The sequence below is a fragment of the Heyndrickxia sporothermodurans genome (assembly GCF_003055045.1).
GTDB lineage: Bacteria > Bacillota > Bacilli > Bacillales > Bacillaceae_C > Heyndrickxia > Heyndrickxia sporothermodurans.
Genome location: NZ_NAZB01000019.1, coordinates 135907 through 147834, shown reverse-complemented (window position 1 = coordinate 147834; position 11928 = coordinate 135907). Strand labels below are relative to the sequence as shown.

The window sequence follows — 11928 nt, the reverse complement described above, 5'->3', positions numbered from 1 at the left end:
AAAAAAACAGGCTTTTCGCCTGTTTCTCTTTAGAATAATCCTATTGCTCTTCCTTTTTCATCGATATTCATCTGGTAAGCAGCAGGCTTTTTAGGAAGTCCAGGCATCGTCATCACATCACCGGTTAGTGCGACGATAAATCCAGCTCCTAATTTTGGTACTAATTCACGAACATGGATCGTAAAATTTTTCGGACGTCCTAATTTGGTAGGTTCATCAGATAATGAATATTGCGTCTTGGCCATACAAACAGGCAATTGACCCCATCCAAATTCTTGAAATTCCTTTAATTGCTTCATTGCTTTTGTAGAAAATTCTACATCAGATCCCCCATACACCTTTTGCACTATTTTTTTAATTTTTTCTTCTATAGGGAGGTTCAAATCATAAAGATACTCAAATGTTTGCTTATTCGATTCAATTTGTTCAATCACCAACTCTGCTAATTGCAAACCACCCTTTCCACCTTTTTCCCACACTTCGGTTAATGCTACCGGAACTTTTTGTTCAGTACACCAATTTGTAAGGGTATTGATTTCTGCATCGGTATCTGTAATAAATCGATTGATCGCAACGACTACTGGTAAACCAAAGTTATAAATCGTTTCTATATGTTTTTGCAAATTTTCCAAACCCTTTTCCAATGCTAAAACATTCTCATGTTGCAAATCCGACTTTAACATACCTCCATGCATTTTTAATGCTCTAATTGTTGCTACAACAACTACGGCATCAGGTTTTATATTTGCAGCCCTAGCTTTAATATTTAAAAATTTTTCCGCTCCTAAATCTGCCCCAAATCCTGCTTCCGTTACTACATAATCTGCCAATTTTAATGCAGATTTCGTTGCCATGACACTGTTGCAGCCGTGAGCGATATTTGCAAAAGGTCCACCGTGGACTAATGCTGGTGTATGTTCAATTGTTTGAACGAGATTCGGTTTCAATGCATCTTTCAATAATAAGCTAAGTGCTCCTTCAACGCCTAAATCTCCAACTGTAATAGGTTGTTTGGAAGTATTATATCCTACAACCATTTTGGCTAATCTTTGCTTTAAATCTTCGAGACTTGTTGATAGACATAGTACGGCCATTATCTCTGAAGCTACTGTAATATCAAATCCATCTTCACGGGGAACACCTTGCGAAGGGCCTCCAAGACCTATCACAATTTGCCTTAAAGCCCGGTCATTTATATCTAGCGCACGCTTCCAAACAATTCGTCTTTGGTCAATTTGTAATTGGTTTCCTTGATGGATATGATTGTCCATAAGTGCTGCTAGTGCATTATTTGCGGCAGTTATTGCGTGAAGATCACCGGTAAAATGAAGATTGATATCTTCCATAGGTAATACTTGAGCATAACCACCACCAGTTGCTCCGCCTTTCATCCCCATAGTAGGTCCTAAAGATGGCTCACGTAACGCAATTACAACCTTCTTCCCTAACTGATGCATTGCATCTCCTAATCCTACTGTAACCGTAGATTTTCCCTCACCAGCAGCTGTTGGATTAATTGACGTAACTAAAATTAATCGACCATCTCTATTTTCTTTTAAACTATGTATTTTTTCATAAGTAATTTTCGCTTTATATTTTCCATAATATTCAATATCATCTTCGGTTAGCCCAATGCTTTCTGCTACTTCCTTTATATGTTTTAATTTTGATTCTTGAGCAATTTGAATATCCGATTTAACTGATTTATTTTCACCCAAGTGTATGGCCTCCATTCAATTAAAAATAGTTTACCTACATTATATACTTTTTCTATCTTAAAAAGATTCAATATATAAGGAAATAATTTTATATGTTTATTTTTCAAATATACACACCAAAATAGTATTAACTACCATTCTAATTAGAAAGGAGAATCATTCATATGGAATATATTTCAAAAGTTCAACGAAATGATGAAGGAGAAATTATTAGCTTCCAAACTTCCAGCGGTAGAATAATCTCTTATCGAAAAGCTTTATTAGAAACAAAGGAAGGGTTACTAAATGGAACTAATATTGATTGGAATCAAAGTGGGGTAGAAACGTTAGTAAATGAAGATGAAAATGATCGGTTTTTTACGTACTATCCTTCCATTTTCTAACAGAACATTAAAAGAACCGCATGAATACGGTTCTTTTATTCTGCTTCGTTTTTTAGTTGTAATTGTTTTAAATCTTCTGAGCGTTTAGGATCCTCTTCAAAGAATTGTACTAAATCTCCAATGCGGTCGATTGAATTCCAACTTAAATGATGCTCGATTCCTTCAACATCTTGATATATATTTTCTTCCTTCACACCAATAATTTTTAGAAACTGTTCTAACAAATCATGACGATCAACTAATCGCTTTCCTATCTTTTTTCCCTTTTGTGTAAGAACGAGGCCTCGATATTTTTCATAAACTAAATATTCATCCTTATCAAGCTTTTGTACCATTTTCGTTACAGAGGAGGGATGGACGGATAGTGCATCTGCAATATCCGATACACGAGCGTAACCTTTATTTTCAATTAATAAATATATTTGTTCGATATAATCTTCCATACTTGGCGTAGGCATCCCTAAACCCCCATTTATAATATAAAAAATATGTATTTGAAAATAACCTCTACGAACTACTTTCAAAGTAGTTGATATCCATTTTATATAAGGACCTGATTTAAGGCATTTCCTCAATATGAAGTTTACTATAATTGTCACGATTAAACAAGATACCCTTATTTGAACAATGATTTAGGAACACTTGGCTTCGCTATTTATTTAAAAATTCATAAAATTTAACTTTCATTCGCATCATTCCTTGACGCATATAAAGACTTTAGTGTATATTAAAATTATCATTAAATATTCAAATTTTTCTTTTATTAGAAAAATTAATGACTGTTTAATGGACAATATTTTTTCTTGGCACAGCGTGCTGTAAGATTTAGGAGGAATAGAAATTATGCAAAACGGTAAAGTTAAATGGTTTAATAACGAAAAGGGCTATGGTTTTATCGAAGTTGAAGGTGGAGATGATGTATTCGTACATTTCACTGCTATTCAAAGCGAAGGTTTCAAAACTTTAGAAGAAGGCCAAGAAGTTTCATTTGAAATTGTAGAAGGAAACCGTGGACCTCAAGCTGCTAATGTAACGAAAAAATAATAATAATACTAATATAAAAATAAGCAGGCTGACGATAAATTGTCAGCCTTTTTGGTTGCTCTATTCTTACCGTTTATGAGCATATGTTAGCTGCTTTCCAAGCTCTTTTAGCTGCTCACCTACCGTACATTTTTGAATACAAAATTGATGGGCGTATGTTTTATGATACTCTTTTCGTAAAGCTGCCTTTACGAGACAATCTCCGCAATATGTTGATAATAATTCATTTATTTCTAGTAGTAGTTTAGATCTTTCCATTGCAAACTTCCTTTCTTTTTCAACACCTGACTTAAAGTTCAATATGACTATTCACTAATATATTTTTTAATGCTTGAGATGCAAGTTGATCTGCTTCTTTATTTTGCTTCCTTGTGATTGGTTCATATAATGGCTTGATCCCCAGTTTATTTATCTTTTCTTCAATTCGATCTAACCACCGATTTAAATTTTGTTCTAAGCATGGCCACTCTCCTGTTAATTGCTTCAATAGCCCATGAGAATCGCCACGAATTGTACATGGGATAGGCTTTATGTTTAAACCTTCTAATAATACGACGGCATTGTATAATGCTGCATATTCTGCCTCATTATTAGATTCTAGTTCCGTTAATTGGTCATTGGCACGCAACCGATATGATTTACCACCTTTATCATAATAAATTACCATACCTATTCCAGATAACCTTGTTTGTAAATCAAAGCCCCCATCGAAATAAATCATGATATTTTCCGGCTCATTTTCAGTTATGTTTTTTAACTTTAAGAATTCCTTTTTTGTCCACTCATTGCCCATTTCATCAACAATAGATAGATCAACAGTTCTTCCTGTTTTAAGAAAATCATTCATTAATGTTTCAATTACGTCATCCGAAGCCCATTCTGATTCCAATAAAATTGACTCTGTTTTCGCCCCTTTATATTGCCACTTAATTTTATATTTCATCTTCTTTTTCCCTTCCAGACGGTTGTTATTTATAGCTTTTCCTTAACATTTAAATTGTTCCCCTTTTATTATTATGTATTTATATTACAATATAGTTAGGATTTACAGTGATATTGTGTTTAATTATACATTGTGTGAGTTAGGAGTGTGCGCATTTGATTGAGGTTTATATAGATGGGGCCAGTGCGGGAAATCCCGGGAAAAGTGGCGCGGGAATATTTATTAAACATCATGGTAAAGTTGAACGTTATTCAATCCCCCTTGGCATATATAATAATCATGAAGCGGAATTTCTTGCTTTAATAAAAGCACTGGAAATTTGTCAATCTTTCAATTTCCAAACAATATCTGTTCGATCTGATTCAACTGCAGTAGTTAATGCAGTTGAAAAGGAATATACAAAAAAAGAAAAATATAAAACATTATTGGATCGTATACTTACTTTAATAAGTTCCTTTGATCTGTTTTTTATTAAATGGGTTCCAAGTTCTGAAAATAAAACCGCGGATGATTTAGCCAGAAAAGCGATCCAGGTTAAGGATTTGGAGGGGACTCATTGAATAATAAATTTCTAGCTGAACTATCTTTATTATTTGTCGCTTTTATTTGGGGCTCTACATTTGTTGTTGTCCAAAATGCCATTGATCTTCTGCCACCATTATTATTTAATGCGATTCGTTTCTTTCTTGCGGGAGTCATTATTTTCATCGTTTATTTATTTAAAAACAAAGGGAAAGTCAAATTTCAATTAAGCACACTATTTCCAGGTATGATTTTAGGATGTTGTTTATTTATTGGATATGCCCTTCAAACCATTGGTTTATTATACACTACACCGTCAAAAGCTGGATTTATTACAGGATTAAGTGTTGTAATGGTTCCTATCATTTCTTATATATGTTTTAAAAATAAACCGAAACGATCTGCCATTTTTGGCTCAAGTTTAGCTGCAATAGGCCTATATTTATTAGCTGTCAAAGGAGCTTCACCTTTTTCAGTCGGTGATATTTATGTTTTAATTTGTACATTTGGTTTTGCTTTCCATATTATTTTTACCGACATATTCGCAAGGCGAATTTCTGTCCTTACACTGACAACAATTCAAATTTTTACAGTGGCATTTCTCTGTACATTAAGTTCACTATTATTTGAAGACTGGAAACTAATATTAAATCCTGAAACTTATCACTCAACATCATTAATTACAGCGATTATGATTACGGCCATTTTAGGAACTGCAGCAGCATTCTTTATTCAAACGAGTTCCCAAAAATCAACTTCGCCAACGAGGGTCGCTATTATATTAACGATGGAACCTGTTTTTGCTGCCATTACTTCATATATTTGGATTGACGAAAGACTCACCCTAGTGGCGAGCATAGGGTGCATTTTTATTTTAATTGGAATGGTTATAGCAGAGCTGCCTAATAATCTGAAGTTAAAAATATTTATGAAAAAAACAAACAAAAAAAGTGCATTCTAGTAAGAATGCACTTTTTTATGCGGGCAGCAGTCCTAATTGTTGTACGTAAGTATATGCTTGTTTCATCGATTCGATATTTTTGTTCTGAAATGTTTCTAATAATGACATATAAAAGCTACCGTCGAAATGTTTTTGTGTTTTTAATGTAATTTCAATGGCCGCTTTTATTGTTTGATCCGAAGCCTTCGTATATTGTTTTCCAAAATATATAAAACCAATCACATCTTCTTCAAATTTAAAGCCTTTTTCTCTTAATAATAAAAGATATTCGTCTAGTGAAATATTACTATGTTTCATTTTTCTCCTCACTCCCCAAAAAACATCCTTTTTCATTGTACAGTAAATTAGATTTTATGACTACAACATCCTCGGAAAAGTTAATACTTGAAATAATGTTGATATTTATTTTTTTGGAAATTCTATAAATGGAGGTGATTTTTTTGGCAAAGAAAAATAATAATAGAGGAAAGACAATTGCACCAGGCGTCAATCCACAAGGTTGGGGACAAGACGATGTGGAGTTTGCACAGGAACCTAAGTCTAAGCTGGAAAATGCGGCAAAAAAACTAAATAAAAAATAATAAGACGAAAAAGATGAAAAAGCAGCCTCACATGAAGGATGCTTTTTCATCTTTAAGCTAATGCAATGTTTTCTGCCCATTTAGATTGGATAAGATGACGACGAATATTTTTTAACTCAAGTTCTTCAATTAGTTCAAAAAATGATTTCGGTATTTGCTTGCGTAAAGATGTTTCTAATGAAAACTTGATTGGTACTTGACAATTAATTTCAGCTAATTTCCTTGATAAGTGAAGCATTTCCATATCTTCTTCGATTTTCTTACTCTGTCCGGGTGTTAAATGATCAATATTTTCTAGTAACTGTTCAATTGATCCGTACTCCTGAATTAATTTCAATGCAGTTTTTTCTCCAATACCTTTAACCCCAGGATATCCATCACTTGTATCACCCATTAGGGCCTTGACGTCGATAAATTGCTTTGGAGTTAATCCTAATTCATCTTGAAATAGGCTTTCGGAATAAATTTTATAGTTACCCAAACCTTTTTGCAGTATACGAACTTCAATATGTTCATCTAATAGCTGTAATAAATCTTTATCACCAGTTACTATCGTGACATTAGCTTCATTTTTCATAGCTTTAGCAATCGTTCCAATACAATCATCCGCTTCATACCCTACAAGGCCATGGTTTGGTAAATCAAATGCTTCCACGACGTCTTTAACAAGATCAAATTGAGGAATAAGCTCGATTGGCGGTGCTGAACGATTGGCCTTGTATCCAGCAAACATCTCGTTGCGAAAAGTTTTACTACCCATATCCCAGCAAATTGCTGTGTGTGATGGTTCGATATCCTCCAACGCATAGAATAAGTGTTTCATAAAACCTTGCACAGCATTAGTTGGCATCCCTTTCGAATTCATCATAAATTGACCCGTTACACTCGTTGCATAAAATGATCGAAAAAGTAATGCCATTCCATCAACTAGTAATAAATGTGGTTTGTTCTCCATATCTACACCTCTATAAAAAGGGAATCACCCTATAATGGTCTCTTTTCTAAATGATACAAATACCATTATAACACGATGGGACAATGTGTGTTTACACAATGTCCCTTCAACATTTTATTCACCTGTTTCGATTGGATTTTCCTCATACGATATCCAATCAGAAAAACTACCTGCATATAGCCGAACATTCGTAAAACCCGCTTCTAATAAGGCGATAATATTAGGTGTAGCTGTCACACCCGAACCGCAGTAAACAATAAATGAATCAGATTCGTTCCATTCTGAAAATCGTTTTTTCTGTTCTTCTATAGATTTCCAAAAGCCATCTTTAAATCCTTCTGTCCAAACTTTATTTATTGCAGTAGGAATATGACCGCATTTTTTATCTATTGGTTCTTCTAATCCGATATACCGGTTATATGCTCGAGAGTCAATTAAAATGGCATCACCTTGTTCTATACTCTCTTTTACATCCGACATTGTTGCTAGCATCGATGGATGACAAGATACGTTAAAAACAGGCTTCTCGAAATGTGGGATTTCATTATCAGTTGGGTAGTTTGCTTGCTTCCAAGCTTTATATCCCCCATTTAATATATAAACATTCTTATTACCTAAATAATTAAGTAGCCACCAAAACCTGCTTGCATACTCTCCAGTTCCATCATCATAAACAACTATTTTAACACGCTCATCTATACCGGATAATTCTAGTTTTTCTTTAATAGATTGGATTGAAGGTAAAGGGTGTCTGCCACCATGCACGGTTGGAGTGGCAGATAAATCTTTTTCTAAATCGAAATAAACCGCTCCGGGTATATGTTCTTTCTTATACGCAAGTTCACCTGCTAATGGGTCCCTTAAAGAAAAACGACAATCAACAATTCTTATTTCGGACTTATTTAAATTATCTTTGAGCCATTCTACGTCTACAATGTACTTCATGATTACTCCCCCTGTTCTTTAGCTATCAGTTTCTTTATATGCTCCTTCGGACTCCAACAATCGAACGTATAATGGGGTTTAGTATCATAACCTAAACGCCGACATGTATATTTCATTCCCTGTTCGAGTTTTTCTGCGGAGAAATGAATGCACGTGGCACAAGCATGAAACCGATTTTGTTTCAAAAAACCTCTCCCTTTCTATCCTTCATCTATTTCGCTAATTGATTTCGAATTTCCACCCATTCATTCACATCGATATGTTCATCCAATATTTCGAACCAACCATTAAACTGTTCTATCGTATCTTGAAGCATTTCTTCAATCATCCGTGAAAACTGTTGTTCAATAAATATTGTGAAGCTTTGTTGAATCAATGCTCCTTGCTGATCTATATATTCATCAGCTAACGGCCGAAGTAATTCCTCTAATTCTTCTTGCATCAATTGCTTTTCATTTTTTTCAAAAAATGATTTGGCATTTTTAAAATGCTTGAAGGACTTTTCTAAAGATACTTTAGATACCTTTTCGAAAGCATTTGGAAACGTTGGTGTAGTCATACGATTACATTCAAAATTTGAGAATTGGATATCTTTTTGTATTTTCGCAATCTGTTCAGATAGTTGATGTATTTGCTGTGCAAAGGCTTCTTTTACAATATTCTCTAGTCTAAGCGATGTGGCACGCAATTCTTGTGAAAAATCATAGCCAATGCTATCTAGTAAGTCATCTAAAGCGATATTTAATGCACCTTTATTATTCTTTTGAATAACTGCTGGGTTAAATGCCTCTTTAAAGAAGTCCGGAAAACGGTAAAACACTCTTTGTTTAACATAAAATAAAAGTTCCTTTTGTTCTTGTGAAAATTTATTCACTACAAAATCAGAAGAAGAACTTGTTAACAATGAATGGACTTTTTCTTTCTGCTTAAGCAGTTCTTGTTTTTTATTTTCTTTCTCTTCTTTACCTTCCAATGCTGTTGCAATATAGGAATCAAGAATTTGTATTCCTTTTTGATATTCTGTTTCTGCCGATTGAATTGTCATTTTCATTAAATCTGTTTCAAGAAAATGATTGAACTCGTTTTTAAATAAATTTATTCTCGATGTATTTTCATCTTCTGACAGCGCTAATAAACTTGATACTCCAAAGATGCGAGGAAAGCGAATTCCATATTGAGTCAATTGATCATGGACATATGATTGAACTTCACTAAGCTCCTCCTCTGAATTAGCTAAGTCAATTGCATTAATGATAAAAAACATTTTATCTAATTCAAAAGCATCTTTCACGCGGCCTAATTGAATGAGAAACTCTCTGTCAGCCTTCGAGAACGCGTGATTATAGTATGTTACAAACAGAATTGCATCCGAGTTTTTAATATATTCAAACGCAACTCCTGTATGACGGGCATTAATTGAATCGGCCCCTGGTGTATCGACTAAGGTAATGCCTTTTTGAGCTAACTCTGAATCATAGTACAAATCTATTGATTCTACAAAACATGATTGGGATTCATTAGCTACGAAACCACGAAAATCATGTAAATCGGTTACAATGTCTTCTCCAAGTTTTTCTTTATATTTTGGAAACCCTAATAAAAATGCATTTAAAAACGATAAATGAATCTTTTCTTTATCACTACCAGAAGCACTTTGAATCACTTTATGAATAATATTCTCTGCATCATGTAGTCGATCGCAGTTTGTCCCGAAGAACTTAAGCGATTTCTGTACATCTTCGAGTACATGTTGATTAGATTTTAAATGAACGATAGCCGTCCCATGCTTGTACTCACTTGTTGGTGGGCAAATTCGATTGATTGCCGCTGTTGTTGGATTAGGTGAAACCGGCAATACTTTCTCTCCTAATAACGCATTAGCAAATGAGGATTTTCCGGCACTAAATGCCCCGAATAATGCAATTGTATATTCACGATTTTCTAATCTTTCAGATTTTGCAGCCAAAACATCTGTTACGCGTTGAAAACCTTTTTTATCCTTTAAAAGAAAAACAGCTTTTTTAAGTTTTTCTATCATACTATCAACAGAAAGAGAAGTATTAATAGACATATTATCTTTTTTAGTTTCAGTTATTTTTTCACTTTTAATATTTTTTTCTACATCTTTTTCATTTTCCGGTGAGTAGATTCGTATTTTCTTTTCATTATTTTCCCACTCATTTCGTAGTGAACGATAAGATTCTTCCACATTTGAAACCGGTAAGTAGACGTTCTCTTCCTTTTGATTTCTTTCCGATTCTAATTGGTCCAAAACCCTTAATGCGTTCGTTACTTTCTTAATTTTACGCAGCGAACTTTCTAAGGTAGTATATTGACTCTCAATTTCCGGCTTTAACGTTTTCCATAAGTCTTCTCTAAAGCTCTGGCAGGTCGTTCTTGCTTGTTTCCGTATCGTTTCAGTAATTTCATCACAATAATTAAGAACATATTCCCCGGTTAATCTTGCACCGGGCTTAACACTATTAGTAATTAATGTCGCGTCAAAATCGATCGATAATTGTTGTGCCCGTCTTTGCAATTCGTCAGAAGCGATTTTTGTTTCCTTTAATTGATTTATTGCAAATTGTCGCAGATGCCAAGTAAGTTGTGTATCCACTTGTGTGGTTAAATTTTTATAAAATGCGTCAAGCCTTTCACGTCTTACAAGCTCTGTCTTCTTACCAAAAAAACCAACTTTAAAATCGGATTGAACAGATTCTAAATAGCTTTCTGCTAATTCTCTCGTTTGAAATGGCATTAAATAAGCATTGGTCAATATTTTATCCAATTCGTTGTTAAATGTTTGTTTCCATTTCTCTTCCCGTGTATGAAGCACATCCATTTGCGCTACCATTTTTTCTTCATCTTCGAAAATTGTCGACCTTTTTTCCACTGGGTATTGGTTTACGATTTCTTCATATTGTTTTGCCTTTTCTTCTTGCTCTTCTTTTAGCCATTTAAAATGCTCTTGTACTAAAATGTGAACAGATGATTCCGTAGAGGTAAGAATTCGTTCCTCTTTTTCATTCATTGTATTTTGTATTAAATGTTTAACAGTTTGAAATTGATTTTTCGGATCCTCCGGTTTTTTTAACGTGGTGTAAAATATTCCGTTTGGATGCACATCCCATGATGCAAAAGATTCTTTAACAGATTTTTGAAAATCATTAAATGACAGTTCTTCGTCATTATGCTTATCAATTTGATTAATGATCAAATATAATTCAACACCGTTACGCAGCAAATCTTTTGTATACATAAAATTCAATTCTGACTGTACATGATTGTAGTCCATCACATAAAAAACGATATCTGCCAAATGTATGGCCGATTCAGTAGATATTCGATGAGCATCATCTGTAGAATCTACACCAGGTGTATCCATTACTGTCACACCTTCTGCAAGATCTGATGTTGCTTGACCGATTTCAATTTCACTTACATCACCGTTCTTACAAAATTCCTTTACCTTTTTAAAATCATATGGTGCTTGAAATAATAGTTGCGATTGATCATGATAAAATACCGTTGCATAATCGTTTGCAGCTTTATGCACTTTGACAAGATTAGCACTTGTCGGGATTGGACTTGTTGGTAACACATTGTCTCCAAGTAATGAATTAATCATTGTCGATTTACCAGCTGAAAAATGACCACAAAATGCGATGATAAATTCATGATCAATTCGTTTTTTCAATAACTTTTTTGCTTTATCAACCCTTTCCCAATCACCATTTTGTTTAAATCGTTCAATTAATCCTATTAAGTTGTTAATACTTTCTTCAGTATGTTGCTTATTCATTGTTTTTGTCATGATGAAAATTAACTCCCTACCTTTTAATACTTCTTATTTTAACGGATTTTCTCATGTATCCC

General features: G+C 33.9%; 13 protein-coding genes. 5 read left to right on the top strand and 8 right to left on the bottom strand.

Annotated elements, in window-relative coordinates; all coding sequences use genetic code 11:
* Positions 1–29: 29 nt before the first annotated feature.
* Positions 30–1733 (bottom strand): formate--tetrahydrofolate ligase, encoded by a 1704-nt coding sequence (locus tag B5V89_RS08390; protein ID WP_108071436.1) that lies wholly within the window; start codon positions 1731–1733, stop codon positions 30–32.
* A gap of 149 nt (positions 1734–1882) precedes the next feature.
* Between B5V89_RS08390 and B5V89_RS08385 the strand changes: the two genes are divergently transcribed.
* Complete coding sequence (locus tag B5V89_RS08385) at positions 1883–2101, top strand: DUF3892 domain-containing protein (protein ID WP_066232571.1); 219 nt, start codon at positions 1883–1885, stop codon at positions 2099–2101.
* A 35-nt stretch (positions 2102–2136) separates the two neighbouring features.
* Here B5V89_RS08385 and mntR read toward each other — a convergent pair whose 3' ends face one another.
* Positions 2137–2559, bottom strand: coding sequence for a transcriptional regulator MntR (mntR, locus tag B5V89_RS08380; RefSeq protein WP_066232574.1), 423 nt, complete (start codon positions 2557–2559; stop codon positions 2137–2139).
* Positions 2560–2944: 385 nt separating this feature from the next.
* Here mntR and cspD point away from each other — a divergent pair, with 385 nt between their 5' ends.
* The gene (cspD, locus tag B5V89_RS08375; RefSeq protein WP_066232576.1) at positions 2945–3145 is read left to right on the top strand and encodes a cold-shock protein CspD; all 201 of its coding nucleotides are present in this window, start codon (positions 2945–2947) and stop codon (positions 3143–3145) included.
* Between the two features lie 66 nt (positions 3146–3211).
* On the opposite strand, the gene B5V89_RS08370 is transcribed toward cspD, so the two are convergent.
* Together B5V89_RS08370 and B5V89_RS08365 are read right to left on the bottom strand one after the other, a co-directional pair.
* The gene (locus tag B5V89_RS08370) at positions 3212–3403 is read right to left on the bottom strand and encodes a zinc-finger domain-containing protein (RefSeq protein ID WP_107919894.1); all 192 of its coding nucleotides are present in this window, start codon (positions 3401–3403) and stop codon (positions 3212–3214) included.
* A 31-nt stretch (positions 3404–3434) separates the two neighbouring features.
* Complete coding sequence (locus tag B5V89_RS08365) at positions 3435–4088, bottom strand: reverse transcriptase-like protein (RefSeq protein ID WP_107919892.1); 654 nt, start codon at positions 4086–4088, stop codon at positions 3435–3437.
* Positions 4089–4243: 155 nt separating this feature from the next.
* Here B5V89_RS08365 and B5V89_RS08360 point away from each other — a divergent pair, with 155 nt between their 5' ends.
* Together B5V89_RS08360 and B5V89_RS08355 are read left to right on the top strand one after the other, a co-directional pair.
* A complete protein-coding gene (locus B5V89_RS08360; RefSeq protein WP_066228476.1) occupies positions 4244–4648 on the top strand; it encodes a reverse transcriptase-like protein in 405 nt (134 codons plus the stop codon).
* Positions 4645–5571 carry a DMT family transporter gene (locus B5V89_RS08355; protein ID WP_108071434.1) on the top strand — a complete coding sequence of 309 codons (927 nt, stop codon included), beginning with the start codon at positions 4645–4647 and terminating at the stop codon, positions 5569–5571. The genes B5V89_RS08360 and B5V89_RS08355 overlap by 4 nt, the downstream gene beginning before the upstream one ends.
* A gap of 15 nt (positions 5572–5586) precedes the next feature.
* Here B5V89_RS08355 and B5V89_RS08350 read toward each other — a convergent pair whose 3' ends face one another.
* The gene (locus B5V89_RS08350) at positions 5587–5868 is read right to left on the bottom strand and encodes a DUF6123 family protein (protein WP_066228483.1); all 282 of its coding nucleotides are present in this window, start codon (positions 5866–5868) and stop codon (positions 5587–5589) included.
* 143 nt (positions 5869–6011) lie between these two features.
* On the opposite strand from B5V89_RS08350, the gene sspL reads away from it, so the two are divergent.
* The gene (gene sspL / locus B5V89_RS08345) at positions 6012–6152 is read left to right on the top strand and encodes a small, acid-soluble spore protein L (RefSeq protein ID WP_382284969.1); all 141 of its coding nucleotides are present in this window, start codon (positions 6012–6014) and stop codon (positions 6150–6152) included.
* A 52-nt stretch (positions 6153–6204) separates the two neighbouring features.
* Here sspL and B5V89_RS08340 read toward each other — a convergent pair whose 3' ends face one another.
* From B5V89_RS08340 to B5V89_RS08325, 3 genes are all read right to left on the bottom strand, one after another.
* On the bottom strand, positions 6205–7107 hold the full coding sequence (locus B5V89_RS08340; RefSeq protein WP_108071432.1) for a 5'-3' exonuclease: 903 nt from the start codon (positions 7105–7107) through the stop codon (positions 6205–6207).
* Positions 7108–7221: 114 nt separating this feature from the next.
* Entirely contained in the window at positions 7222–8052 is an 831-nt protein-coding gene (locus B5V89_RS08335; RefSeq protein ID WP_108071430.1) for a sulfurtransferase, read from the bottom strand.
* 211 nt (positions 8053–8263) lie between these two features.
* Positions 8264–11866, bottom strand: a complete 3603-nt coding sequence (locus tag B5V89_RS08325; RefSeq protein ID WP_108071428.1) for a dynamin family protein — start codon at positions 11864–11866, stop codon at positions 8264–8266.
* Between the last annotated feature and the right edge of the window lie 62 nt (positions 11867–11928).

Bases quoted from the DNA above. Each gene is read 5' to 3' on its own strand.
- B5V89_RS08390 (WP_108071436.1), bottom strand. From the start codon at position 1,733: ATGGAGGCCATACACTTGGGTGAAAATAAATCAGTTAAATCGGATATT.
- B5V89_RS08385 (WP_066232571.1), top strand. From the start codon at position 1,883: ATGGAATATATTTCAAAAGTTCAACGAAATGATGAAGGAGAAATTATT.
- mntR (WP_066232574.1), bottom strand. From the start codon at position 2,559: ATGCCTACGCCAAGTATGGAAGATTATATCGAACAAATATATTTATTA.
- cspD (WP_066232576.1), top strand. From the start codon at position 2,945: ATGCAAAACGGTAAAGTTAAATGGTTTAATAACGAAAAGGGCTATGGT.
- B5V89_RS08370 (WP_107919894.1), bottom strand. From the start codon at position 3,403: ATGGAAAGATCTAAACTACTACTAGAAATAAATGAATTATTATCAACA.
- B5V89_RS08365 (WP_107919892.1), bottom strand. From the start codon at position 4,088: ATGAAATATAAAATTAAGTGGCAATATAAAGGGGCGAAAACAGAGTCA.
- B5V89_RS08350 (WP_066228483.1), bottom strand. From the start codon at position 5,868: ATGAAACATAGTAATATTTCACTAGACGAATATCTTTTATTATTAAGA.
- B5V89_RS08340 (WP_108071432.1), bottom strand. From the start codon at position 7,107: ATGGAGAACAAACCACATTTATTACTAGTTGATGGAATGGCATTACTT.
- B5V89_RS08335 (WP_108071430.1), bottom strand. From the start codon at position 8,052: ATGAAGTACATTGTAGACGTAGAATGGCTCAAAGATAATTTAAATAAG.
- B5V89_RS08325 (WP_108071428.1), bottom strand. From the start codon at position 11,866: ATGACAAAAACAATGAATAAGCAACATACTGAAGAAAGTATTAACAAC.